The sequence below is a fragment of the Tateyamaria sp. GN1-10 genome, assembly GCF_055693845.1.
On sequence record NZ_JBVFUR010000004.1, the window covers coordinates 1804886 to 1828278 of the forward strand.

A 23393-nucleotide genomic window follows, 5' to 3' on the forward strand; every position below is an offset into this window, starting at 1 on the left:
GTCACCGAAGGGTGCGTGCGCCAAACAAGGTCGTGATGATGAACAGCCCGGCTGCGACGCAGACGATGGTCGGTCCGGTCGGGGTATCGAACTGGTAGGCCGCGCCCAAACCACCAAGCGCCGACAAGCTGCCGATACCCGCTGTCAGCAGTGCCATAACCTCGGGCGTGCGCGCGAGAGGGCGTGCCACGGCGGGCGGGATGACCAGAAGGGCGCCGATCAGAAGCGCTCCGACCACCTTGATTGCCACCGCAACGGTCACGGCAAGGGCAACCGTCAGGACCAGTTGTTCGGTCTTGGCCGAGATTCCGCTGGCTTGTGCAAGATCCGGATTCAGCGTGGCTGTGAGTAGTCTTTGCCAGCGCCACAGGATCAGGCCGACCACGGCGGCGGCGCCGGTCCAGATTAGAGCCAGGTCGGTCTTCGACACGGCAAGGATGTCGCCGAACAGGTAGCTCATCAGGTCCACCCGTACGCCCGACAACAGGGACACGGCGACGAGGCCGACGGCCAACGCTGCATGTGCCATCACGCCCAGCAGCGTATCTTCGGCCAATCCACGGCCCGACAGGGATTGCACCAGCGTCGCCATGATGAGGGCCGTCGCCAGCACACCGATCATGATTGGGCCTTGGAAGGCGAGGGACAGTGCGACACCCAGAAGTGCGGCATGGGCCGTAGCATCGCCGAAATAGGCCATGCGGCGCCACACGACAAAGCAACCAAGAGGGGCGGCGGCGAGGGCCGTGCCGACACCGGCAAGGCCCGCGCGCACAAGGAAATCGTCAAGCATCTTCGTGGTCGTGCCCGTGGTCTTGGTCGTGATGATGATGGTGGTGATCGTGCTGGTGACGATAAAGGGCAAAGGCCCCTTGCGTCCCGGTTCCGAACAGGGCGCGATATTCGGGCGCGTCCTGCACAACGTCCGGCGTGCCCTGACAGCACACGTGGCCGTTCAGGCAAAGTACCCGGTCGGAAGCGGCCATGACCACGTGCAGATCGTGGCTGACCATCAGCACTGCGCAACCCAACTGGTCACGCACATCTGCGATCTGGCGATAAAAGGCAGCGGCCCCGGGTTGATCGAGGCCTTGGGTGGCCTCATCCAGGATCAATATGTCAGGTTCCATTAGAAGGGCCCGTGCCAGCAAAACACGCTGGAACTGCCCGCCGGACAGGTCGCGCATCTGACGTTTGGCCAGATCGGGCACGCCCGCCTCTTGCAAGGCGCGCGCCATGGCGTCGTCCGAATGTCTGTGTGGCAGGCATAGGAAACGCGAGACGGTCAGCGGAAGAAACCCGTCCATTTGAAGGCTTTGCGGCACGTAGCCGACGCGCAGGCCGCGGACCTGATCCACTCGGCCTTTTATGGGGCGGATCGCACCGATCAGCCCTTTGACCAGTGTGGATTTGCCCGATCCGTTGGGGCCGACCAATGTGACAATCTCTCCCCGGTCGATGTGAAAATCGACATCGCGGAGCACTGGCGTGGTGCCATGCCCCAGTGTCAGCCCATCGGCGGTCATCAGGCGCATGCGGCGTCCTCCACACAGGCGGGGCAGATGCCCATGGCCTCGATCACTGTCTTTTCAATCTGGAACCCGGTTGCGGCGGCAGCCTGTCCCAGACGGCCCTTGTCGGCGGCGGTATCGGCTTCGGCCACGGTCTTGCAGCGGGTACAGACCAGAAACGCGGGTGCGTGATCCTCGCCCAGATGCGCGCAGGCGATATAGGCGTTCAGCCCTTCGATCTTGTGCGCAAAACCGGCGCCGGTCAGAAAGTCCAATGCGCGATAGGCGACGGGGGGCGCCGTTCCCAACCCTTCTTTCGACAGCATAGCCAGTAAGTCATAGGCGCCAAGTGCCCGGTGTTCGGCCAGCAGGATTTCCAATGTGCGCTTTCGGACAGGCGTGAACTTGAGATTGTGCGCAACACAATGCGCCTCGGCCCGCTCAAGGGTCGAGCTGATGCAACTTGCATGGTCGTGTTTGTGAAAACCAAGGGTGGGCATGGGGCCTCGGGGCTGCGCCGTCAGATTTGGGGGTTGATATGTTATACTATGACGTATAGCAACCCTGATTGAATGTTATAACATATCAACTTAGGGGCAATGATGCGCACTCTTCTTCCGACAACTTTGGCCGTTCTGCTTGGCACAACAGCACTGGCCGATGCGCCCCGCGTGGCGGTGGACATTGCACCCGTGCACAGCATCGTAGCAGCTGTAATGGAAGGGGTCGGCACGCCTGATCTGATCGTGCCCACTGGGGCCTCGCCGCACGACCACAGCCTGCGACCCTCTGAGGCGCGTGCGCTGGATGAAGCGGAATTGATTGTGTGGGTTGGGCATGGCCTTACGCCTTGGTTGGAAGGGCCGTTGGACAGCCTTGGTGAGGGGGCTGAAAAGATCGAACTGCTGAAACTGCCTGCAACCCGGCTCATGGAATTGCGGGAAGGTGCGACCTTCGCTGCGCATGATCACGGGCATGGTGAAGAAGAGCATGATGATCATGATCATGAAGATCACGACGATGATAAGCACGACGATCATGGTGATGAGCACGCCAGCCACGATGAGCACGCAGATCACGATGAACATGCCCACGACGACCACGCGCATGAAGATGAGCATGCGCACGGTGAACACAAGCACGATGATCATGAAGAGGCATCGCATGACGAAGCAGGCCATGATGGTCACGGCCATGCACATGCTGACGGTGTGGACCCGCATGCTTGGCTCGATCCGCAAAACGCAGTGATCTGGGCGGCCGCGATTGCCGAAGAGCTTGGGCATCTCGACCCCGACAATGCGCAGGCTTACGCAAACAACGCCACAGCTTTCGGAAGCGAAATCAAAGCGCTGACCGCAGAGATTGAACAAGAGTTGCAACCTGTTTCTGACAAACCGTTCATCGTGTTCCACGATGCCTATCAGTACTTTGAAACGCGCTTTGGGGTCGCTGCAGTTGGGGCGGTTTCTACGTCCGATGCCGAGGACCCAAGCCCCCGGCGCCTTGCCGAGCTGGGCGAAGAGATCGAGGCGCTCGACGCTGTCTGCGCGTTGACTGAGCCACAATTCAATCCGGGCATCATCAATGCGCTGGGCGATGTGCGCGTGGGTGAGATCGACCCCATCGGTGTGTCGGTTGAACCTGGTCCCGACCTTTATGCAACCTTGATCCGCAATATGGCTACGTCACTGGCAGCCTGCCTGAAATAGATCATTCTGCCGCTCGTACCCCTCGAAGATCCCCCAGTAGTTGGGGGATCTTGTCCTTGAATCGAAAGAACCCGTGGGTCGCATGAGGCCAGGCAGAACTATCATATGCGCGCCGCACCGTGCGTGGGGGCGGCGTGTCCTCCGTCGCAGTCAATCGGGACAGAATGTCTGCAGTCGGTCCTACCGGCGCGTATGCCGTCACGATCTGATCCAAACCAGCGTCCTTTGCCCAAGAAGCGAGCGCAACCGCCGTAGGCGCGGGGTGCGAAACAGCACCAAGACGCGCGTCAAAACGATTTGCAGTATCTTGTGCAGCACTGTGCGCAAACGCGGTGACATGATCCGCTACCGACAATGGGGACAGGCCGGACCGCGTGGAAATGACAGCTGTCGCAACCGGCGCGATGCCAGCATCCAGAATAAAGCCCGGGCTCAGATCGTCGTCATGGAGGATCAGGCCGGTTCGTGCTGTCGAGGTTGGTAGATCGTCATCAGACAGAGGCATGATGTCAGGTTTGGGTGGTCCGGAGAGGGCAGGTGCTTCGCCAGCCAATTGCCATTTCGGCGCAAAACGACCTTCGGTATATTTTGAGATGTTCGACGTGCGGGCCAGATATGTCTTGCCGGGCGTCTGGATACCCGCCACCCACCGCCAGCTGAGCGTGTTGGACGCCGGATCACCATCAAGCAGATGCCGGAGAAAGAAGTCGGCACCCAATTCCCATGGCAAACGCAGGGTGAATATCCAGATGGATGCGAACCACATCCGTGCGTGATTGTGCAGATATCCTGTTTCAGCAAGCTCTTGTGCCCAGGTATTGAAGCAATCGATGTCCGTTTCACCTTTGCATGCGGCTTCCCACCTGTCGCGTAAGCCGGCCTGCGTCTGCACGTTGTTGAACGCTCCTTTGAGAGCCGTCTTGTACTGTGTCCAAACGGCGGGCCGCAGCTCCAGCCACCCTTTCCAATAGGTGCGCCAGTACACTTCCTGAATGAACTTTTCCGCGGATTTTGCGCTGTGGCGGGCCAGTGTCGCTTCCAACACGTCCGCCTCGGTCACAAGGCGCGCACGGATGTAGGGCGACAGGGTCGACACAGCGTCGTGCCCATTGCGGCCCGGATCATAGTTTCGGCGCGCTGCATAATCACGTCCTGCGTGGGGCAGGAACCTGTTCAAGCGCTCAAGTGCCGCGGTGCGTGTCGGGGGAATCGTGTCAGAGCCTCGGTCATGCAAGCTCAGCTAGGCGGCAGTGCGACAGCTTCAAGCGTCCGCGTGCCCTTGCAGCCCCCGAACGCCGATACTAAGACTCGGGTAACTTCTCTGCGGGTATGGTCTCGCGGAAGTCTGACGAGGCAGAATACTATGCGCGATCCCATCGACCAATATGCACATTTCACCAACAACCTGGTGCCCATGGTGGTTGAACAGACCAGCCGGGGCGAGCGGGCCTATGACATCTTTTCGCGCCTCCTGAAGGAGCGGATCGTATTCATCAACGGTCCGGTCCACAGTGGCATGAGCCATCTGATCGTGGCCCAGCTGTTGCACCTTGAAGCGGAAAACCCGTCCAAGGAAATCAGCATGTACATCAACTCGCCCGGCGGCGAGGTGACGGCCGGTTTTTCGATCTATGACACGATGCAATACATCAAGCCGAAGGTGTCGACTCTGATTTGCGGCATGGCGGCGTCCATGGGGTCAGCCATTGCCATCGGCGGTGAGCCGGGCATGCGGTTCGCCCTGCCAAATTCAGAAGTGATGGTGCACCAGCCATCGGGCGGATCGCAGGGCATGGCGGCTGATATCCTGATCTCGGCCCGCCACATCGAACGCACACGCGAGCGTATGTACCAGATGTATGTGAAGCATTCCGGTCAGGACTATGAAACGGTGCAGCAGGCGCTGGACCGTGATACATGGATGACACCGGAAGAAGCCAAGGATTGGGGCCACATCGACGAGATCGTCGAAGAGCGGGCCAAGTCTGGTGATGACGAGTAATTGATCAACTGATCGCGCACCTCACGGGGTGCGTGATTTGGCCGCGAGGTCAGGTAAAAAGACGATTGTGGACCCCGCGGGCCTGTCCTAAGCTGACGGTCAACGCGGGGCGCGCCGGAGATTTCCGGCACCTGGATTGGCGGCATTTGCCGGGAAGGACGCGACATGGCCACGAACTCGGGCGGCGACAGCAAGAATACCCTCTACTGCAGCTTCTGCGGCAAGAGCCAGCATGAGGTCCGCAAGCTGATTGCGGGACCAACAGTTTTCATTTGCGACGAGTGTGTCGAGCTTTGCATGGATATCATTCGGGAAGAGACGAAGGCTTCGGGTCTGAAGTCCACCGATGGCGTACCCACGCCCAAGGACATCTGCGAAGTTCTCGACGACTACGTGATTGGTCAGGCCATGGCCAAGCGCGTGTTGTCGGTGGCCGTGCACAACCACTACAAACGCCTGAATCACGCTCAGAAGGGCGGTGATATCGAACTGGCGAAATCCAACATCCTGTTGATCGGTCCCACTGGCTGCGGCAAGACCTTGTTGGCCCAGACTCTTGCGCGCATTCTGGACGTACCGTTCACAATGGCAGACGCAACCACGCTGACCGAGGCTGGATATGTGGGTGAGGATGTCGAGAACATCATTCTCAAGCTGCTGCAGTCATCTGAATATAACGTCGAGCGTGCACAGCGCGGCATCGTCTATATCGACGAGGTCGACAAGATTACGCGCAAGTCCGAAAACCCTTCGATCACCCGCGACGTGTCGGGCGAAGGCGTGCAGCAGGCGCTTCTGAAGCTGATGGAAGGCACCGTGGCTTCGGTCCCGCCGCAAGGTGGGCGCAAGCATCCGCAGCAGGAGTTCCTGCAGGTCGACACCACTAACATCCTGTTCATCTGCGGTGGCGCGTTTGCGGGCCTTGACAAGATCATTGCGCAGCGCGGCAAGGGCTCGGCCATGGGCTTTGGGGCTGACGTGCGCGGCAATGATGAACGCGGCGTGGGTGAAATCTTTACCGATCTTGAACCAGAAGACTTGCTGAAATTCGGCCTGATCCCGGAATTTGTCGGCCGTTTGCCTGTTCTGGCCACGCTCGAAGATTTGGACGAGGACGCGCTTGTCACTATCCTGACGCAGCCCAAAAACGCGCTGGTCAAGCAATACCAGCGCTTGTTCGAGCTGGAAGACACGACGCTGACTTTCACCGAAGATGCGTTGAGCGCGATTGCCAAACGTGCAATCGAACGCAAGACAGGTGCTCGGGGGCTGCGTTCGATCCTTGAAGACATTCTGCTCGATACCATGTTTGAATTGCCGGGCCTTGAGTCCGTCACGGAAGTTGTCGTGAATGAGGAAGCGGCAATGTCCGACGCGGCGCCCCTCATGATCCATGCCGAGGCAGAGAAAAAACCAGCTTCAGCGAGCTGATTTTGACATGGCGGGACAAAGAGTAAGGCGGGTTTCAAACCCGCCTTTTTTTGAACGTTGTTCGGAGACACTCGACTGAAACGGTAAGGCGCACTTTTGCGTGCGCCATTGAAGGGGAGCGCAATGATGATTTCACGTATTCATTCTGGTGGTGCGTTTGAACCAAAGATCGGGTACTGCCGCGCAGTTGTCGCCGGCGGATGGATTCATGTTGCGGGCACGGTGGGGCCGGGTGACTCCGTGACTGAGCAGTGCAAGAACGCGCTGGACATAATACATACTGCTTTGACTGAGGCCGGTGCGGATTGGAAAGACGTTGTACGCGTGACTTACATGCTGCCGGACCGACACGAGTTCGAACCATGTTGGCCCGTCTTGAAAGACACCTTTGGTGCGCATCCCCCTGCGGCCACGATGATTGAATGTGGTTTGATCGATCCAAAATACAGGATCGAAATTGAAGTCACCGCTTTGGCGCCAAATCAGAACTAAGCGACGCTCTTGAAACGCTTGTTCAAAACGGCTTGAACGTCATCTGGATCAAGCTCGCGCCACGGCGTTCCCGAAGTGATAAAACCATCCTCGACAAGAGCCGTCTGGATTTGCCCCATCTCCGGTTCTCCCATGGCCAAACGTCCGCGCGGCGTGTCAGGACGTTCCCATATGGACTTCAGGTGGGAGATGACCAACGCCTTGTTGCCCGAGAAAGCTTCAATATGCCGCGTGATCATACCTGTTGCGCTGGATTTCCGACGCGCGATCACGGCAACCCGTTGGTCTGTAACACCGCAGAACGCCGTCAAATGCAGTGCCGAGCCTTCGCAGGCAATCACCTGCTTTGCGGCCTTGTAACGGGCGATCTGGTCGCGGACCGAGTGATGTTGCGGGTGGAAAATCTCGTATCCTTGGGCGCTTAGATGCTCTTCAATCTGCTTTTCGCCAAGCAAACCACCCTTTTCGAGAGACAGCTTTGACCGCGAGATATAGAGTTTTTCACCGCCGTCTTGAGCAATTTCCTTGCCAAAGTTGTTTTCGTGGTACCGTCGAAACGATGGTGTACCCGTGACAATGGCCCCCAGACCAAAACCCTGGCCTGGGACGATTAATTGCTCCACACGCCGCGGTTTGCCAAGCACCTTGATCGGGACGTTGACGCCCATGGCGGCGAACATATCACTCTGAAATGACTTCAGTGAAAGCGGACTGTCGGGGCGTCTGGGTGTAAACAATATCCCGTCGATATCGCCCTGAACGGCATCCAACGCCCACAAGCGACCAAGCGATTCAGCTACGAAATGGGCGAAGTTGCGATACAGCACCCCCCAGATCCAACGCCCGGCCAAGGGCTTGGGCGTGTCGTTCAGAGGACCGAACGGCAAGGTCGTGCGACCTCGATTTCTCCAATGGGCGGCCATCGGAACATCATGGCCTTGCGCCGTCTGCACGCCGGACAAGCTGATGAACCCACTTGTTTCACTCGGTTTGACTATCGCATTTTCGCAGGTCTGTATCCGCTCCGACCAGCCTCCAGCGGGGTCGGGCCAGCTGGCATCTGGGTGTGACCAAATCTCATCCCGGGTGCAGGTCCAGACAAAGCGTGTCGAAAGCTCTTCGTTCTTCGTGAATTTCGACTTCCGAAGGATGGCCTTGCACTCGCGTGTGCCGGCTTTGCCATATGCGTCGGGGTGGAATTCCAGCACTATGGCACGAATACCGCGCAGGTTGGCATGGCGCAGCAGCTCCAACTCCCCCTTCGATATCCATGATCAATACGTCTGGACGAAAGCTCTTGATGATCGTGTCGTATGAAACCGTTTCAACTTCGACAGGCGTCGTGCGGCGTCGCTCATTCTGGATCAGGGATGACCCAAGGAAAGACGTCCGCAAATGAAAGGTGACATAATCCGGCTGATCTGCGCCGACAGTAACAACCTGGTGGCGCACCTCCATCATGTCCTCAAGCCCGTTCAAGCGATGCAACGCTCTGATGTGCGGAATCAGGTTCGGATTTGCTTCAAAGGACAGAACTGCATCCGGCTGCGCGTTTTTGGCAATGACTGCCCCGACCACACCCAGACCGGCGCCCAGCTCAAGCACACGATCACCGGGTTGGACAACGTCCAACGCTCCCTTGATTTCTTCCCCCTCGTACCGCCCCTCATTCATGCGGCGGATGCGGGTTTCGTTCAGGAATGGGGATGCGGGTACATTCACCCCGAAACATGTGGCCGCGATTTCCGATGATGGGTCACACGCGTCTATGCTGTCCCTCATGACATGCCTCAAGTTACAAGTTGTTAATATTTAGATACACGTTGGGGTAGCAGGTTCCCACTGAAATTTGAGCGAGTTTTCAGGTGATAAAGACCTGCGGCGCCTGTGCCACTGGACCTCTGTGCGGTATTGCGGCATAGACTCGTCCAAACGTCGGAGGCGAAACATGGGCATTCTCAACACGCTGTTGCGCGCGGTGACTTGGTGGAACGGCCAAACGCTCAACACGCAGATTTTTACGGCCCGCAAGGGCGTGAAAGTGGGTGAAGACAGTCAGGGCAACGTCTTTTACAAAACGCAGGACGATAGCCGTCGTTGGGTCATCTACAATGGCGAGGCCGAGGCAAGCCGCGTGGACCCCGAATGGCACGGCTGGTTGCACCGCACATGGGATGAACCGCCCACCGACAAACCCCTCAAGCGCAAGGACTGGGAAAAGCCGCATCAACCGAACCTGACAGGTACGGTCATGGCCTATGCCCCGGCAGGTTCTATTCGACGTGCAGCGCCTGCTGACCGTTCGGACTACGAAGCGTGGACGCCCGAATAAATGGCTGAGAACACGACCGAGGTTCTGGTTGGCGGTGTTGTGCTGGCAGCGGCCATTGGATTTGCCGTCTATGGCGCGCAAGTCGCTGGTCTTGGCAACAACAACGGCTCCGCCTATCCGCTGACCGCCAGCTTCCGCAGTCTTGAGGGCGTGAATGTCGGCACCGATGTGCGTCTTGCTGGCGTCAAGGTTGGGACCGTCACGGATGTCGCCTTGAACCCCGAAACGTATCGTGCCGACACGGTTGTGTCCCTGCGGACCGACACGCAAATCCCTGATGACAGTGCTATCGTCATCAGCTCCGAAGGGCTGTTGGGGGGCAATTTCGTTGAAATCATGCCGGGCGGATCGCCCTTTTTCTTCGAAGCCGGGGATGAAATCACTGACACTCAAGGATCCGTAAGCCTGATTTCATTGTTGCTTAAATTCGTCTCTGGGGGTGAAGGCGAATGATCCGGCGCGCCGCACAGGTTGCGGCGCTCGCGATTGCGGTGCTGGGCACCGGGGTCGTGGCGCAGGATGAAACCGAATCCGCACCGGGGGCCGTACTGCGCGGGCTGGACAAATTCAGCGGTCAGGTTGTTGACATTCAGATGCTGGCGGGCCGAACCGTTCGGTTCGAACGGCTCAGCATCACCCTGACCGAATGCCGGTATCCTGCAGGTAACCCGTCAGGCAACGCCTATGCCGGGTTGCAAATTACGGAAGCTGGCCGCGATGGTGTGGTCTTCTCAGGCTGGATGATTGCGTCGGCTCCCGCACTGAATGCGATGGAGCATGCGCGCTACGACGTCTGGGTCATGCGTTGCACCACGTCCTGAAGCGTTCCAACGGGAACGGCATCAAAATTGGCGCCATGTATGTTCAGCGCGCGGTCAAGACGGGCGTGATATGTATCCCTTGCGATTTCGATTGCGCCAAGGCTTGCCAGATGTGTTGTCAGAAACTGTGTATCGAACAGGGCAAAGCCTGCGCGGCGCAGATGATCAACAGCCGCGGCCAGTGCCATTTTTGACGCATTTGTGCGACGCGAAAACATGCTTTCGCCGAAAAACGCCCCTTTCAAAACAACGCCGTAAACTCCGCCAACCAGGTGCGATCCTTCCCAGATTTCAATGGACCGCGCCTGTTTTTGTTCATGGAGTGCGTTGTAAAGACCTCGGATTTCCGGGTTGATCCAGGTATCGATCCGATCCGCACAGCCATCGACGACACCTTCGAAATCGGCATCAATCCGAAGTGTCCAATCGCTTTTTCGCATGGCTCGCGCGAGGGATCGGGACATGTGAAACCCATCCAACGGCAATACCCCGCGCATCCGCGGATCGACCCAGAACACTTCCGGATCATCACGTGATTCTGCCATCGGAAAAATGCCCGCGGCATAGCCCTGCAACAACAGGTTGGGGGTCAGTCGAATGTCGTCTTTCATGTCCGGGTGTCCGTCAGGCTTGCGCTCAGACTACTCTGCCGCTTGCACATAAAAAGGGGACCGCAGGCCGCGATCCCCTCAAAATTCATCGAACGTGCCTTAGTCAGCTTGTGCTTCAAGCCACTTTTCCAGCCAGTGGATATTGTAATCCCCTGTATGGATGTCCTTTTCCGCCAGCAGTGCGTGGAACAGCGGCACGGTTGTGTCGATGCCGTCGATGATCAACTCACCCAATGCGCGATTGAGCCGTGCCAGTGCCTCGGCCCGGTCGCGGCCATGCACAATCAGTTTCCCGATCAGGCTGTCGTAGTAGGGCGGGATCGAGTAGCCGTCATAAAGCGCTGAATCGATGCGCACCCCAAGACCGCCCGGCGCATGGTACTGCGTGATACGACCTGGTGAGGGCGTGAAGTTGGGGAGCTTTTCAGCATTCAGTCGTACTTCGATCGAGTGCCCGTTGATCTGCAGATCGTCCTGTTGGAAGGACATATCCATGCCAGACGCCACGCGAATTTGCTCGCGGACGAGATCAACGCCAAAGATGGCCTCGGTCACTGGGTGTTCGACCTGCAGTCGGGTGTTCATTTCGATGAAATAGAATTCACCGTTCTCATAGAGGAACTCGATGGTCCCCGCGCCGATGTAATTGATCTTGGCAACGGCATCGGCACAGACGCGTCCGATTTCGGCTCGCTCTGCCGCACTGATCGCGGGGCCGGGTGCCTCTTCAAACACCTTTTGGTGACGGCGTTGCAGGGAACAATCCCGCTCACCCAGATGCACGGCACGGCCCTTGCCATCGCCAAAGACCTGGATCTCGATATGGCGCGGCGTGGTCAGGTATTTCTCGATATAGACTTCGTCATTGCCAAAGGCGGCTTTGCCCTCGGCCCGGGCGGTCATGAACGCGCTTTCCATGTCAGCGGCTGTCTGCGCCACTTTCATGCCGCGTCCGCCACCACCAGCCGTGGCCTTGATGATGACCGGATAGCCGAATTCTTCACCGATGGCTTTCGCCTCGTCCAGCGTGGCCACGCCACCGTCAGAACCCGGCACGCAGGGTACGCCAAGGTCCTTCATCGTGTCCTTGGCAGTGATCTTGTCGCCCATGACGCGGATATGTTCGGCAGTTGGGCCGATAAAGGTCAGGCCATGATCTTCGACGATCTGCACGAATTGCGCATTTTCAGACAGGAAGCCGTAGCCGGGGTGGATCGCCTCGGCTCCGGTGATCTCGCAAGCCGAAATGATGGCTGGAAAGCTCAGATAGGATTGCGGTGATGCGGGCGGGCCAATGCAAACGGATTCGTCGGCCATGCGCACATGCATCGCGTCGGCGTCCGCCGTGGAGTGCACGGCCACGGTGGCAATGCCCATCTCGCGCGCGGCGCGGATGACGCGCAGGGCAATCTCTCCGCGGTTGGCAATCAGGATTTTGTTGAACATGCGCCGACCCTTATTCGAGGATCACAAGCGGAGCGCCAAATTCAACAGCGGCGCCGTCATCAACCAGGATACGTTTGATCGTGCCTGCGCGTGGGGCAGGGATGTGGTTCATGGTTTTCATCGCTTCGACGATGAGCAGGGTGTCGCCTTCGCTGACCTGCTGTCCGACTTTGATGAAGGACGGCGCACCCGGTTCTGCCTGCATGTACACGGTACCGACCATGGGGGATGTGACGGCGCCCGGATCATTTGCTGGATCGGCCGCCGGTTCCGATGCCGGCGCGGCAGCTGCCGCTGCGGGCGTTGCCGCGGCGACAGGCGCCGGGGCCGCAACTTGGGCGACAACCTGTTGCGCCATTTGGCGCGACACGCGCACGTTCAGGCTGTCATCTTCGCCATATTCCCGTTTGACCTGCAGTTCCGTCAGATCATTTTCGCGCAGCAGTTCGGCCAGTGCCTGGATAAAGGCCACATCCGCGTCATGGTTGCTCTTTGTCATTCTTGTCCTCAACCGTTTGGTCGTTGCCGCGCAGTCCAATACGCAGCCCGTAGTGCTCTTCGCGCTTATAGCCTTGCAATGACGCAGAGGAAAGCGCTGTGACATTTCGGTGATGCTGGTGCCGCAGACTTGTGGACCGGACGCGGCCTTCAACGAAAAAACCGGCCCCACGAGGGGACCGGCTGTGACATCCGACCTTCCCAGGTTCAGTCAGATGGCGAGGTATTCCGCCCGCAACTCTTCGTTTTCAAGCACCTCGGATGCGGTGCCATCGAACACGATCCCGCCAGTATCAAGGATCACGGCCCTGTCAGCCAGCTGCAGGGCACGCACCGCGTTCTGTTCCACAATCACTGTCGTGATTCCCTGTTCCTTGATCACGGTCAGGGTCTTTTCGATTTCGTCCACGATCACCGGCGCCAGCCCTTCATAGGGCTCATCCAGAAGCAAAACCTTGATGTCCCGGGCCAGCGCACGTGCGATGGCCAGCATCTGTTGTTCACCGCCTGAAAGGGTCGTGCCCTCTTGGGTGCGCCGTTCGCCGAGGCGGGGGAACAGGTCATAGAGCCGTTCGATTGACCACCCGATCGGCGGTGCAATCTGGGCAAGCTTCAGGTTCTCTTCGACCGTGAGGCCAGGGATGATGCGCCGATCTTCGGGCACCAGGCCCAGACCGGCCTGGCTGGCCTCGTGGCTCGACATCTTGTGCAGCGGCTGGTGGTCCAGCCAGATCTCGCCATGGGTGACCTGCGGGTCGCCGATCCTAGCGATGGACCGCAGGGTCGATGTCTTGCCTGCGCCGTTGCGGCCCAGAAGGGCGAGGATTTCGCCCTCGTGCACGTTAAAGCTGATGCCCTGCACGATGTAGCTTTCGCCGTAGTAGCTGTGCATATCCCAGATGCTCAGGAACGCCGGGGCGGTCGCGGCATGGTTCGCGTGTTTCGAAAAGTCGGGTTTGACGTTCATGTCCGTATCCTCGCTTTTGGCGGGGTAAGGCGGAGGACACCTCCGCCTTACTTGTGTCTTGTAAGGCGGACGTGCCGTCCGCCCCGCGCGTCAGGCTGCAGCCGCTTCGCCCAGATAGGCTTCGCGCACTTTGGGGTGGCCCTTGATGTTGTCGGGCGTGTCTTCGACCAGCGGCGTGCCTTGGGCCAGAACGGTGATCCGCTCAGCAAGGCTGAACACCACATGCATGTCGTGTTCGATGATCGAGATGGTGATGTCCCGCTCGTCCTTGATCTGCTTGAGCAGGTCGATGGTGTTGTTGGTGTCCGCCCGCGCCATACCGGCGGTGGGTTCGTCCAACAACAGAAGGCGCGGTTCTTGTGACAGGCACATGCCAATCTCAAGCCGCCGCTTGTCCCCACGCGACATCGAGGCTGCGTTCATGTGCCGCTTGTCGGCCATGTTCATGTCCTCAAGGACGTGTTCAGCCCGTTCGATGATTTCCTTGTCCTTCATCATCGCGGCATAGGCATTGGCCGTGAAAGCCCCGTCGCGCTTGGCAAAGCAGGGGATCATCATGTTTTCCATGACGCTCAGATCACCAAAGATCTCTGGCGTCTGGAACACGCGGGAAATGCCCATCTGGTTGATCTCGAACGGCTTACGGCCCAGCACGGACTGTCCGTCGAACATGACCGACCCGGTGTCAGGGATCAGCTTGCCAACCAGACAGTTCAGCAGGGTTGATTTGCCTGCACCGTTTGGCCCGATGATCGCGTGCACCGTGTTCTCGGCCACGCTCAGGTTCACGTCCCCCAGCGCTTGCAGACCACCGAAACGTTTGCCTACGTTTTTGACTTCAAGAATACCCATTGGTTTCTCTCCTTATTCCGCGGGCGTTGTTTTGCCGTCAGGTCTGTCGGTGGTCGGCTTCTTGCGCTTGAACAAGCGCGCAACACGTTGGCCGCCTTCCACAAGTCCACCGGGCAGGAAGATCACGACCAGCATGAAGATGATGCCAAGCGTCAGGTGCCAACCCTTGCCGATGAACGGGTAGACGAGGCTGACGAGGATGTCCTCAACCCCGTCGGGCATAAAGGCGAACCACTGGTGTAGGATCTCTTTGTTGATCTTGGACAGGATGTTTTCCATGTACTTGATCGCGCCAGCACCCAGCACAGGGCCGATCAGCGTGCCGACACCTCCGAGGATCGACATGAGGACAACCTCACCAGAGGCCGTCCAGAACATGCGTTCTGCGCCCACTTGCGTGTCCATGGCCACCATCAGGCCACCGGCCAAACCGGCATACATGCCTGAAATGACGAATGCAGCGAGGGTGTAGGGTTTGGCGTTCAGGCCGGTATAGTTCAGGCGCTGCTGGTTCGACTTCACCGCCCGCAGCATCATGCCGAAAGGTGAGCGGAAGATGCGGATCGACAGGTAGAAGGCCAGCAGCATTACGATGCCTGCGAGGTAGTACCCAACGTTGAAAGTAAAGACCCATGCCCCGACATCCAGGTTGAAGCTTGATCCCATCTCAAGCCCGAACAGATTGGCCTTTGGCGTGCCACCATTGGCCAATGCGCCGTCCAGAATGCGGGGGTCGTTGACCTTGGGCTGCAGGCCCGTTTCACCGCCCGTGATCGGTGTCAGAACCGAATAGGCGAGCGAGTAGGACATCTGCGCAAAGGCCAGCGTCAGGATCGAGAAGTAGATGCCCGAGCGGCGCAGGCTGATCCAACCCACGGCGAGGCTGAAGATGCCTGCAACGATGACCGACACCATGATGGCCGGGATCACATTCATGGTCAGCAGCTTCATCATCCAGATCGCGGCGTAGGAGCCAACCCCCAGGAACGCCGCGTGTCCAAAGGACAGGTAGCCGGTGAGGCCGAAGAGAATGTTGAAGCCGATAGCGAAGATGCCAAAGATCACGAACCGCTGCATCAGGTCCGGGTAGCCTGCGTTGAACTGCGCCATGCCGGAGCCTTCAGGGAAGGGGTTCAGGATGAAGGGGGCCAATGCCACCAGTACGGCAACCAGCAGGAGCAGGCGAAAGTCTTTTTTGTCCAGTCCAAACATGGATCAGTCCTCCATCACGCCCTTGCGGCCCATAAGGCCCCGAGGACGGGTCAACAGAATGATGATGGCCACCAGGTAAATGATGATCTGGTTCAGGCCGGGCAGCACCGCGAGGACCTCGCGCATGGAGGCAAAACTTTCGAGGATGCCAAGCAGGAAGCCCGCAGCGACAGCACCGGGCAGGGAGCCCATGCCGCCCACCACGACCACCACGAAGCTAAGGACGAGGAAGTCCATGCCCATGTGGTAGTTTGGTGAGTTGATCGGCGTGTACATCACACCGGCAAGCCCCGCGACGGCGGCGGCGATACCGAACATCAGCGTGAAGCGGCGGTCGATGTTGATGCCAAGCAGCTGCACCGTCTCGCGGTCGGCCATACCTGCCCGCACAACCATCCCGAAGGTGGTGAACTGGAGGAAGGCAAACACGGCACCGATGATGACGGCGGCAAAGGCGAAATAGATGATGCGCCAATACGGGTAAATAATCGTGTTGGGATCAAAGCCCATCATGGCCCCGAAATCGAACGACCCTTTGAACGCCGCAGGGGCAGGGGTCGGGATCGGGTTGGCGCCGTAGTAGTACTTGATGATCTCTTGAAGAACGATGGCAAGACCGAAGGTCACGAGGATCTGGTCCGCGTGCGGGCGCTTGTAGAAATGCTTGATCAGGCCGCGTTCCATGATGACCCCGATGGCGATCATCACCGGGATGGCAAACAGGATCGAGAGCGGGACGGCCCAGTCGATGATCGTGTTGCCTGCAGCCTCTCCGAACCAATCATAGACATAAGGAACATCCACCTTGAGGGGATTGCCCAGAAAGTCCTTTTGGGTTTCGTCTACAACCGTGTGGCTGATGGTCAGGATTCGGCTCAGCGTGACGGCGCAGAACGCGCCGATCATGAACAGGGCGCCGTGGGCAAAGTTCACCACGCCCAGGGTGCCGAAAATCAGCGTGAGACCCAGCGCGATCAGCGCATAGGCCGAGCCCTTGTCGAGCCCGTTTAGAATTTGAAGGATGATCGCTTCCATCGGCCGAACCTCTGGTTGGGGGGCATCTGTCCCATGATGGGACACATTATGTTAAATATCGGGATGCCTGGGATCAGGTGCCAGGGAAGGGTGGGCCACGGCGGGCCCACCCAACGTCTTGTGGCTTAGGCGCCGGGGTTGCAGGACCCCAGTTCGCCACCGAAGATCGGCGCGTCGTAGGTGACCTGGCTTGTCGGCGTGACTTCCACGATCTCGAGAAGGTCGAACTCGGATGTCGGGTTCTCTTTCCCTTTCACGACCAGCACGTCCTTGAAGCACTGGTGGTCTTCGGCGCGGTACAGCGTCTTGCCATTGCCCATGCCGTCGAATTCGAAGCCTTCGAGAGCTTCGGCAACAGCACATGGGTTGAACGACCCAGCACGTTCCACAGCGTCTGCATAGAGCAGGGCCTGAACGTAGCAGGTGTGTGCGGCCTGGCTGGGCGGGAAGCCGTATTTGGTGCCGAAGGATTTGACGAATGCTTTGGAGCCTTCGTCCTGCAGCGACCAGTGCCAGTTGGTGGACCCGAAGATCCCCTTCACGTTGGCACCCGCACCCTTCGCCATCAGGCGGGAGTAGAGCGGCACAACGATCTCGAAGTTCTTGTTGTTCACCAGCTTGTCGCGCAGGCCGAACTGAACCGCGTTGGTCAGCGAGTTCACCATGTTGCCGCCGTAGTGGTTCAGAACCAGAACGTCCGCACCTGATTGTAGAACCGGCGCGATGTAGGACGAGAAGTCGGTCTGTGTCAGAGGCGTTTTCACGGCTGCGACAGTTTCCCAACCCATGGCTTCGGTCGAGGTGCGCACGGCTTCTTCGGTCGTGTAGCCCCAGTTGTAGTCGGCTGTCAGGTGGTACGCTTTACGATCCGTGCCGTAGTTGTTGGCCAGGATCGGCGCGAGGGCCGCACCGGACATGTAGGAGTTGAAGAAATGGCGGAAGCCATTTGCTTTCTTGTCCTTGCCGGTGGTGTCGTTGGAGTGGGTCAGACCCGCCATGAAGATCACGCCTGCCTCTTGGCAGAGTGCTTGCACGGCCACAGCCACACCCGACGACGAACCGCCGGTGATCATCACGGCACCGTCTTTTTCGATCATCGACCGGGCCGATGCACGGGCTGCGTCAGATTTGGTCTGCGTGTCACCCGTGACGTATTCGACCTTCTTGCCCATGATGCCGTTGCCTTGCAGGGCTTTGGACGAGAACGTGTTCATCAGGCCGCCGTCGCCGCCACCGTTCAGGTGCTCGACAGCAAGTTCGTAGGCGCGCAGTTCGTCTGCACCTTCGTCAGCGTAGGGACCGGTTTGCGGCACGTTGAAGCCAAGCGTCACGCTGGACCCTGTGGGTTCGTTCGTGAAAGCAGCGGCCGACTGCGCCGTAAAGATCGTTGGCGCAGCAACGCCGGCGCCTGCGATGGCACCGGTCTTGAGCACGCCACGGCGCGTCAGATTCATTTTGGACATGAATATCCTCCCAATTGTTGAAAAGCGCGATCCTGCTCCTCAACCGGATCGCGCATGCACTTTTCGTGCAAAGGTACTATCGCGCATGGTTGGAAAATTGCGCAATAAACCCTTTGTTTTGCAGAATTATTTTGTAAACATTTGCACAATACGACGGTATGCTTTGTAAACTTTGTTATGTCGCAGCGCAGAAACGCGTTGAAATGACTTGCAAACGGGCGGGAATGGTCATGGCGCGAGACGCACTCACAGGAACACGGATACGCGAGCGCAGGACAATGGGAAGGCTCAAGCAGTCTGATTTGGCGCGTCAGATCGGCATCTCGGCGTCTTATCTGAACCTGATTGAACACAATCGTCGCAGAATCGGTGGCAAGCTGCTGCTGGATATTGCGGCGGCTTTGGGAGTTGAACCTACCGTATTGAGCGAGGGCGCCGAGGCTGCCCTGATCGCCTCGCTGCAAGAAGCTGCCCAACGCGCGAACATGTCTGATTCCGAAAGCGGGCGGGCGGAGGAATTCGCTGGTCGTTTTCCCGGCTGGGCCGATGCGCTGGCGGCGGCCCACCGCAAGATTGCAGATCTGGAGCGCACGGTTGAAACCCTAAGTGACCGCCTCGCGCATGACCCGGAGCTGGCGGCTTCGGTCCATGAAGTTCTGTCGACGGCGGCGTCGATCCGGTCAACGGCCTCCATCCTGGCTGAAGATAAGACGATCACGGAGGAGTGGCGCAACAGGTTCCACACCAATATCGATGCCGACAGTCGCCGCCTTGCCGACAGCTCGAAGGCGCTGGTGGGCTTTCTGGATGCGGAAACCGGTGAGGCCGCGCCCTCTGGATCCCCCCAAGAAGAGGTGGCGCAGTTTCTGGCGGCGCACGACTACGGCTTTGTATCCCTTGAGGACGGGTCGGGGAGCGTTGACAGCCTTGTGTCGGGGGCGCCCGAATTGGTGTCGGTCCAATCCCGTCATCTTGCCCGCACGGTGCTTAACCGTGTGGTTCAGGACAGTGCGCAGGTCGGGATGACCGACTTGCAGGCAGCACTTGCCGAAGATGACGTGGATGTGATTGCGCTGTCTGATCGCTTTGGCGTTTCTGTCCCGCATATGATGCGCCGCCTTGCTGCTGTCCCGGGACTTGATGCTGGGCTGGTCGTATCCGACCGCGCGGGCAGTCTGCTGTTTCGCAAGGATATCGAAGGTTTCACCATCCCGCGCCACGGGGCAGCTTGTCCGTTGTGGCCGCTGTTTCAGGTGATGGGGCAACCGGGGCAAGTGATCCGTGCGCGGGTTCAGATGCCGTCACGCGACGGTGTCGTATTTGATTGCTTTGCGGCAGCCGAACCCGTCGGTCCGGTGGTTTTCAACGCCCCGCGGCTTTTGGAAGCTGCAATGCTTATTCTGCCGGTGCCGGATAGTCCCACGGCAGACGATGTTCCGGTCCAAGATATCGGTCCCGCATGTCGCATCTGTCCGCGCGGTGGTTGTGCAGGACGGCGCGAGCCGTCGATCCTGAGTGATGGGTTCGGAGGTTTTTGACAGCCTGACCAAATACGCACATAGTTGGGCGCGCCGACCAAGAGGTGAAACTGCCGCGGGTTGGTGCGATTTTGGGGAGGAGTCGCAGACATGGGTAAGCATGTTCTGCTCGTTGAAGACGAGACTAACATCATAGAGGCAATCCAGTTCCTACTTAGCCGTGAGGGCTGGCAGGTTGATACGCATTCGGACGGGGCCACGGCCGTCGACAAGGTGCGCAATATGCGCCCCGATCTGGTCGTGCTGGATTACATGTTGCCGGGCAAGAATGGCATCGACATTCTGACCGAGTTGCGGGCCGATCCGGACTTTGAACGGTTGCCGGTTCTGATGCTGACCGCACGTGGTCAAAGCAGGGATCGGGATTTGGCCGAGCGGGCAGGGGTCAGCCGTTTCATGACCAAGCCGTTTTCCAATACAGAGGTGGTGACGGCTGTTCGCGATCTTGTGCAATTGGCGCAATGACCGACCACAACACAAACACGACACTGTTTCTAGAACGGCGCAGTTACCGCCGTCGCCGGTTGATGGACGCATTGCGCCTTTTGCCGATTGTGGGACTGTTGTTGTGGTTGTTCCCGGTGTTCTGGCCAAATGCAAAAGATGGCCCGGATGCACCCGCATCCGTGTCCATGTCTGGTGCAGTCACATACGTGTTTTTGGTCTGGGGGGTGTTGATCCTGTCGGCCTTGGCGCTGTGGTGGGGTTTGTCCAAAAGAGCCGGTGAGGGGACTGAGCCGCCGGAGCAGGGCCGATGATATCCGTCAACCAGCTGGTTGCCGTCAGTCTGGTCTATGTGGCGTTTCTGTTTGCCATCGCCTTTTTTGCCGAGCGCGCCTCGGTTCGTGGGCGCAGTGGCTGGCTGCGGTCGCCGCTGGTCTATACCTTGTCCCTATCCATCTACTGCACGGCGTGGACCTTCTATGGGGCGGTGGGCTATGCAGCGCGGTCCGGGATGGAGTTTGTCACCATCTATCTGGGCCCAAGCCTGGTGATGATCGGCTGGTGGTGGGTGTTGCGCAAGCTGGTCCGCATCGGACGCGCGCAACGGGCCACTTCGGTGGCTGACCTGATTTCGGCGAGGTACGGTAAATCCAATCTTTTGGCCATCGTTGTGACGCTGATGGCCGTGGTGGGTGTCACGCCCTACATCGCGCTGCAGCTGCAATCGGTGACACTGTCTGTGTCCATCTTTTCCGATCCGGTCCAGACCGATGGCCTGAGCCAGTCCACGGCCACGTTCTGGGTGGCATGTGGTCTTGCCATCTTCACCGTCCTGTTCGGGACGCGGAACCTGAATGCCAACGAACGCCATGACGGGGTGGTGATTGCCATTGCGGTCGAGGCGGTGGTGAAGCTGATTGCCCTGCTGGCTGTTGGCATCTTTGTCGTTTGGGGGATCGCAGGCGGTATCGGTCCGATGCTGGAGCGCATCGATTCATCTCCCATCGGAGAGTGGAGCATGGATCGTAGCCGCTGGGTTGCCCTGACGGCTTTGTCCGCGGCGGCCTTTCTGGCGCTGCCCCGCATGTTCCAGGTCATGGTGGTCGAGAACGATGACGAGCGCCATTTGCAGATCGCAAGCTGGGCATTTCCGCTTTATCTTATGCTCATGAGCCTGTTCGTGGTGCCGATTGCCGTGATCGGCCTCGACATCTTGCCGCCGGGCAGCAACCCGGATCTGTTTGTCCTGACAGTTCCATTGGCCGAGGGGCAGGGTGGCCTCGCGACACTGTCCTTCCTTGGTGGGTTTTCGTCGGCCACATCCATGGTGATCGTTGCGACGCTCGCCCTTTCCACAATGGTGTCGAACCATATCGTGATGCCCATCTGGCTGAGTACTCAAGCCGAAGGGGCACAGGTGTCGGGAGATGTTCGGAATGTCGTGATACTGGCGCGGCGCGCCTCGATTCTTCTGATTATCTTCTTTGGCTATCTTTATTACCGGTTGTCCGGGGGCGGCGCTGCGCTGGCGGCGATTGGCCTTATCTCCTTTGTCGGGGTGGCGCAGTTTCTGCCCGCCATGCTGGGCGGTATCTTTTGGCGGGGTGCCACGCGGTGGGGCGCGCTTGCAGGTCTGGTGGTGGGTTTTACTGTCTGGGTCTTTTGCTCGCTTCTGCCGAGCTTTGGGCCGGACGCCGTGCTGAGTGCATCTGTCTTTGACAATGGCATCGCCGGAATGGGCTGGCTGAGACCGCAAGCGCTGTTTGGAGTTGAAGGGATCGACCCAACCGTGCATGCGATCGTGTGGTCCATAACCCTGAACATGGTTGCCTTCCTTGGCGTGTCGATTGTCACCTTTCCACAGCCTCTTGAACGCTTGCAGGGTGCTCAATTCGTAAACGTCTTCGATCATTCCGCACAGGCGCGCGGCTGGGACGCTGCCCCTGCGACGTCCGAGGATCTCATGGTCATGGCGCAGCGTATCCTTGGACCGGATGATGCATTGGCGTTGTTTCGGGCGGAAGCGCAGCGGCAAGGGGTGACCGGCCATTTGCCTGAACCGACACAAGGGTTCCTGCAGGCGCTTGAACGGGAACTTGCAGGGTCCGTGGGATCGGCAACGGCTCATGCGATGATCAGCCAGTTGGTTGGCGGAGCTTCGGTATCGGTCGAAGATCTTATGGCTGTGGCCGACGAGTCTGCGCAGATCCTTGAATACTCCAACCGGCTTGAGGCGAAATCGGCGGAACTGAGTCGCACCGCACGCAAGTTGCGGGAAGCCAACGAAAAGCTGACGGCGCTGTCGGTGCAGAAGGATGCGTTTCTGGGGCAAATCAGTCACGAGTTGCGGACGCCGATGACATCGATCCGGTCTTTCTCAGAGATTTTGCGCGACACCGATGAATTGGAGCAGTCGGAAAAGACCAAATACGCGTCGATTATTCATGGGGAAACGATCCGGTTGACGCGCCTGCTGGATGACCTTCTTGATCTGAGCGTACTTGAAAACGGGCAGGTGAGCCTGAACCTGGATACCGGCAACCTGAACGACGTGATCGGGCAGGCAGTGCTGTCTGCCGGGGGGATCGGAGCACGCGACTGACGGTCAGGCATGAGCAAGCGGAGGTCGATCGGCCGCTGACAACCGACCTTGACCGGTTGCGGCAGGTGTTCATCAACCTGATCACCAACGCCCAGAAGTATTGTGATGCGCCAGAACCCGAGTTGCGCATCGATGTGATGGACCGCGGCGATGGGTTGCAGGTTGTTTTTTACGACAACGGCACGCCTATACCCTCCGAAGCGCGGTCGCTGATCTTTGAAAAATTCTCTCGTATCAATGACAAGGATGGATCAGGTGCTGGTCTGGGCCTTGCCATATGTCGCGAGATCATGGCGCGTCTTGGTGGCGATATCACCCACGAGCCGCGCACTGACGGCAATGCGTTTGTTGTGCACTTGCCTGTCCGGGCTGCGCTGGCGGCGCAATAGTGCCAAAAGCTTTGTCTTCATAAAGCGGTTGGTAA

24 protein-coding genes and 1 pseudogene are annotated in these 23393 nt (G+C 58.8%); 11 read left to right on the forward strand and 14 right to left on the reverse strand.

Going from position 1 to position 23393, the window contains the following annotated elements; translation table 11 throughout:
• Position 1 precedes the first annotated feature (1 nt).
• From ACZ1HN_RS10680 to ACZ1HN_RS10690, 3 genes are read right to left on the reverse strand one after another with little or no spacing between them, the layout of a single operon-like run.
• Positions 2-793, reverse strand: coding sequence for a metal ABC transporter permease (locus tag ACZ1HN_RS10680; protein ID WP_299604041.1), 792 nt, complete (start codon positions 791-793; stop codon positions 2-4).
• Complete coding sequence (locus ACZ1HN_RS10685; RefSeq protein WP_299209343.1) at positions 786-1535, reverse strand: metal ABC transporter ATP-binding protein; 750 nt, start codon at positions 1533-1535, stop codon at positions 786-788. The genes ACZ1HN_RS10680 and ACZ1HN_RS10685 overlap by 8 nt, the downstream gene beginning before the upstream one ends.
• The gene (locus ACZ1HN_RS10690; RefSeq protein WP_299703583.1) at positions 1526-2011 is read right to left on the reverse strand and encodes a transcriptional repressor; all 486 of its coding nucleotides are present in this window, start codon (positions 2009-2011) and stop codon (positions 1526-1528) included. Before ACZ1HN_RS10690 ends, ACZ1HN_RS10685 begins: the two co-directional genes overlap by 10 nt.
• Positions 2012-2110: 99 nt before the next feature.
• Between ACZ1HN_RS10690 and ACZ1HN_RS10695 the strand changes: the two genes are divergently transcribed.
• Positions 2111-3223: a zinc ABC transporter substrate-binding protein gene (locus ACZ1HN_RS10695; protein WP_472727486.1), complete on the forward strand. Its 1113-nt coding sequence runs from the start codon at positions 2111-2113 to the stop codon at positions 3221-3223.
• 1 nt (position 3224) lies between these two features.
• On the opposite strand, the gene ACZ1HN_RS10700 is transcribed toward ACZ1HN_RS10695, so the two are convergent.
• A complete protein-coding gene (locus ACZ1HN_RS10700; protein WP_472727487.1) occupies positions 3225-4457 on the reverse strand; it encodes an FAD-binding domain-containing protein in 1233 nt (410 codons plus the stop codon).
• Between the two features lie 129 nt (positions 4458-4586).
• Between ACZ1HN_RS10700 and ACZ1HN_RS10705 the strand changes: the two genes are divergently transcribed.
• The 3 genes from ACZ1HN_RS10705 to ACZ1HN_RS10715 all read left to right on the forward strand — a co-directional run bounded on the left by ACZ1HN_RS10705 (position 4587) and on the right by ACZ1HN_RS10715 (position 7148).
• Positions 4587-5225 carry an ATP-dependent Clp protease proteolytic subunit gene (locus ACZ1HN_RS10705; protein ID WP_299209331.1) on the forward strand — a complete coding sequence of 213 codons (639 nt, stop codon included), beginning with the start codon at positions 4587-4589 and terminating at the stop codon, positions 5223-5225.
• A 165-nt stretch (positions 5226-5390) separates the two neighbouring features.
• On the forward strand, positions 5391-6656 hold the full coding sequence (gene clpX, locus ACZ1HN_RS10710; RefSeq protein WP_472727488.1) for an ATP-dependent Clp protease ATP-binding subunit ClpX: 1266 nt from the start codon (positions 5391-5393) through the stop codon (positions 6654-6656).
• A gap of 126 nt (positions 6657-6782) precedes the next feature.
• Entirely contained in the window at positions 6783-7148 is a 366-nt protein-coding gene (locus ACZ1HN_RS10715) for a RidA family protein (protein ID WP_472729307.1), read from the forward strand.
• Here ACZ1HN_RS10715 and ACZ1HN_RS10720 read toward each other — a convergent pair.
• Together ACZ1HN_RS10720 and ACZ1HN_RS10725 are read right to left on the reverse strand one after the other, a co-directional pair.
• Complete coding sequence (locus tag ACZ1HN_RS10720) at positions 7145-8035, reverse strand: glycosyltransferase family 61 protein (protein WP_472727489.1); 891 nt, start codon at positions 8033-8035, stop codon at positions 7145-7147. The two genes, ACZ1HN_RS10715 and ACZ1HN_RS10720, sit on opposite strands and share 4 nt — an antisense overlap.
• 190 nt (positions 8036-8225) lie before the next feature.
• Positions 8226-8930 (reverse strand): FkbM family methyltransferase, encoded by a 705-nt coding sequence (locus ACZ1HN_RS10725; RefSeq protein ID WP_472727490.1) that lies wholly within the window; start codon positions 8928-8930, stop codon positions 8226-8228.
• Between the two features lie 166 nt (positions 8931-9096).
• On the opposite strand from ACZ1HN_RS10725, the gene ACZ1HN_RS10730 reads away from it, so the two are divergent.
• Genes ACZ1HN_RS10730 through ACZ1HN_RS10740 form a run of 3 tightly spaced genes read left to right on the forward strand, consistent with a single transcriptional unit; the run spans position 9097 to position 10301 of the window.
• Positions 9097-9480: an NADH:ubiquinone oxidoreductase subunit NDUFA12 gene (locus ACZ1HN_RS10730; RefSeq protein ID WP_472727491.1), complete on the forward strand. Its 384-nt coding sequence runs from the start codon at positions 9097-9099 to the stop codon at positions 9478-9480.
• Complete coding sequence (gene mlaD, locus ACZ1HN_RS10735; protein ID WP_299603795.1) at positions 9481-9933, forward strand: outer membrane lipid asymmetry maintenance protein MlaD; 453 nt, start codon at positions 9481-9483, stop codon at positions 9931-9933.
• Entirely contained in the window at positions 9930-10301 is a 372-nt protein-coding gene (locus ACZ1HN_RS10740) for a DUF2155 domain-containing protein (RefSeq protein WP_299750513.1), read from the forward strand. The genes mlaD and ACZ1HN_RS10740 overlap by 4 nt, the downstream gene beginning before the upstream one ends.
• On the opposite strand, the gene aat is transcribed toward ACZ1HN_RS10740, so the two are convergent.
• From aat to ACZ1HN_RS10780, 8 genes are all read right to left on the reverse strand, one after another.
• Positions 10265-10900: a leucyl/phenylalanyl-tRNA--protein transferase gene (gene aat / locus ACZ1HN_RS10745; protein ID WP_299209549.1), complete on the reverse strand. Its 636-nt coding sequence runs from the start codon at positions 10898-10900 to the stop codon at positions 10265-10267. The genes ACZ1HN_RS10740 and aat overlap by 37 nt on opposite strands.
• Before the next feature lie 111 nt (positions 10901-11011).
• On the reverse strand, positions 11012-12358 hold the full coding sequence (gene accC / locus ACZ1HN_RS10750; protein ID WP_472727492.1) for an acetyl-CoA carboxylase biotin carboxylase subunit: 1347 nt from the start codon (positions 12356-12358) through the stop codon (positions 11012-11014).
• 10 nt (positions 12359-12368) lie between these two features.
• The gene (gene accB / locus ACZ1HN_RS10755) at positions 12369-12857 is read right to left on the reverse strand and encodes an acetyl-CoA carboxylase biotin carboxyl carrier protein (protein ID WP_299603789.1); all 489 of its coding nucleotides are present in this window, start codon (positions 12855-12857) and stop codon (positions 12369-12371) included.
• 210 nt (positions 12858-13067) lie between these two features.
• Positions 13068-13823, reverse strand: a complete 756-nt coding sequence (locus tag ACZ1HN_RS10760) for an ABC transporter ATP-binding protein (RefSeq protein WP_299209304.1) — start codon at positions 13821-13823, stop codon at positions 13068-13070.
• Positions 13824-13913: 90 nt separating this feature from the next.
• Positions 13914-14675 carry an ABC transporter ATP-binding protein gene (locus tag ACZ1HN_RS10765; protein ID WP_299209301.1) on the reverse strand — a complete coding sequence of 254 codons (762 nt, stop codon included), beginning with the start codon at positions 14673-14675 and terminating at the stop codon, positions 13914-13916.
• A gap of 12 nt (positions 14676-14687) precedes the next feature.
• The gene (locus tag ACZ1HN_RS10770) at positions 14688-15887 is read right to left on the reverse strand and encodes a branched-chain amino acid ABC transporter permease (RefSeq protein ID WP_472727493.1); all 1200 of its coding nucleotides are present in this window, start codon (positions 15885-15887) and stop codon (positions 14688-14690) included.
• 3 nt (positions 15888-15890) lie between these two features.
• A complete protein-coding gene (locus tag ACZ1HN_RS10775) occupies positions 15891-16922 on the reverse strand; it encodes a branched-chain amino acid ABC transporter permease (RefSeq protein ID WP_299209296.1) in 1032 nt (343 codons plus the stop codon).
• A gap of 125 nt (positions 16923-17047) precedes the next feature.
• Positions 17048-18385: a substrate-binding protein gene (locus ACZ1HN_RS10780; protein ID WP_472727494.1), complete on the reverse strand. Its 1338-nt coding sequence runs from the start codon at positions 18383-18385 to the stop codon at positions 17048-17050.
• A gap of 230 nt (positions 18386-18615) precedes the next feature.
• Between ACZ1HN_RS10780 and ACZ1HN_RS10785 the strand changes: the two genes are divergently transcribed.
• From ACZ1HN_RS10785 to ACZ1HN_RS10800, 4 genes and pseudogenes are all read left to right on the forward strand, one after another.
• Entirely contained in the window at positions 18616-19923 is a 1308-nt protein-coding gene (locus tag ACZ1HN_RS10785) for a short-chain fatty acyl-CoA regulator family protein (RefSeq protein ID WP_472727495.1), read from the forward strand.
• A 90-nt stretch (positions 19924-20013) separates the two neighbouring features.
• Positions 20014-20388, forward strand: a complete 375-nt coding sequence (locus ACZ1HN_RS10790; protein WP_299209287.1) for a response regulator transcription factor — start codon at positions 20014-20016, stop codon at positions 20386-20388.
• A complete protein-coding gene (locus ACZ1HN_RS10795) occupies positions 20385-20681 on the forward strand; it encodes a hypothetical protein (protein ID WP_299603771.1) in 297 nt (98 codons plus the stop codon). Before ACZ1HN_RS10790 ends, ACZ1HN_RS10795 begins: the two co-directional genes overlap by 4 nt.
• Positions 20678-23358 (forward strand): annotated as a pseudogene (locus ACZ1HN_RS10800) (ATP-binding protein). Before ACZ1HN_RS10795 ends, ACZ1HN_RS10800 begins: the two are co-directional and overlap by 4 nt.
• Positions 23359-23393: the final 35 nt, after the last annotated feature.

Excerpts from the sequence above, each read along its gene's own strand:
- accC (WP_472727492.1), bottom strand. The coding sequence starts at position 12,358 with ATGTTCAACAAAATCCTGATTGCCAACCGCGGAGAGATTGCCCTGCGC.
- ACZ1HN_RS10740 (WP_299750513.1), top strand. The coding sequence starts at position 9,930 with ATGATCCGGCGCGCCGCACAGGTTGCGGCGCTCGCGATTGCGGTGCTG.
- ACZ1HN_RS10760 (WP_299209304.1), bottom strand. The coding sequence starts at position 13,823 with ATGAACGTCAAACCCGACTTTTCGAAACACGCGAACCATGCCGCGACC.
- ACZ1HN_RS10705 (WP_299209331.1), top strand. The coding sequence starts at position 4,587 with ATGCGCGATCCCATCGACCAATATGCACATTTCACCAACAACCTGGTG.
- ACZ1HN_RS10765 (WP_299209301.1), bottom strand. The coding sequence starts at position 14,675 with ATGGGTATTCTTGAAGTCAAAAACGTAGGCAAACGTTTCGGTGGTCTG.
- accB (WP_299603789.1), bottom strand. The coding sequence starts at position 12,857 with ATGACAAAGAGCAACCATGACGCGGATGTGGCCTTTATCCAGGCACTG.
- ACZ1HN_RS10715 (WP_472729307.1), top strand. The coding sequence starts at position 6,783 with ATGATTTCACGTATTCATTCTGGTGGTGCGTTTGAACCAAAGATCGGG.
- ACZ1HN_RS10685 (WP_299209343.1), bottom strand. The coding sequence starts at position 1,535 with ATGCGCCTGATGACCGCCGATGGGCTGACACTGGGGCATGGCACCACG.
- ACZ1HN_RS10695 (WP_472727486.1), top strand. The coding sequence starts at position 2,111 with ATGATGCGCACTCTTCTTCCGACAACTTTGGCCGTTCTGCTTGGCACA.
- ACZ1HN_RS10770 (WP_472727493.1), bottom strand. The coding sequence starts at position 15,887 with ATGTTTGGACTGGACAAAAAAGACTTTCGCCTGCTCCTGCTGGTTGCC.
- mlaD (WP_299603795.1), top strand. The coding sequence starts at position 9,481 with ATGGCTGAGAACACGACCGAGGTTCTGGTTGGCGGTGTTGTGCTGGCA.
- ACZ1HN_RS10785 (WP_472727495.1), top strand. The coding sequence starts at position 18,616 with ATGGCGCGAGACGCACTCACAGGAACACGGATACGCGAGCGCAGGACA.
- ACZ1HN_RS10780 (WP_472727494.1), bottom strand. The coding sequence starts at position 18,385 with ATGTCCAAAATGAATCTGACGCGCCGTGGCGTGCTCAAGACCGGTGCC.
- ACZ1HN_RS10680 (WP_299604041.1), bottom strand. The coding sequence starts at position 793 with ATGCTTGACGATTTCCTTGTGCGCGCGGGCCTTGCCGGTGTCGGCACG.
- ACZ1HN_RS10690 (WP_299703583.1), bottom strand. The coding sequence starts at position 2,011 with ATGCCCACCCTTGGTTTTCACAAACACGACCATGCAAGTTGCATCAGC.
- ACZ1HN_RS10725 (WP_472727490.1), bottom strand. The coding sequence starts at position 8,930 with ATGAGGGACAGCATAGACGCGTGTGACCCATCATCGGAAATCGCGGCC.
- ACZ1HN_RS10730 (WP_472727491.1), top strand. The coding sequence starts at position 9,097 with ATGGGCATTCTCAACACGCTGTTGCGCGCGGTGACTTGGTGGAACGGC.
- ACZ1HN_RS10790 (WP_299209287.1), top strand. The coding sequence starts at position 20,014 with ATGGGTAAGCATGTTCTGCTCGTTGAAGACGAGACTAACATCATAGAG.
- ACZ1HN_RS10795 (WP_299603771.1), top strand. The coding sequence starts at position 20,385 with ATGACCGACCACAACACAAACACGACACTGTTTCTAGAACGGCGCAGT.
- ACZ1HN_RS10775 (WP_299209296.1), bottom strand. The coding sequence starts at position 16,922 with ATGGAAGCGATCATCCTTCAAATTCTAAACGGGCTCGACAAGGGCTCG.
- clpX (WP_472727488.1), top strand. The coding sequence starts at position 5,391 with ATGGCCACGAACTCGGGCGGCGACAGCAAGAATACCCTCTACTGCAGC.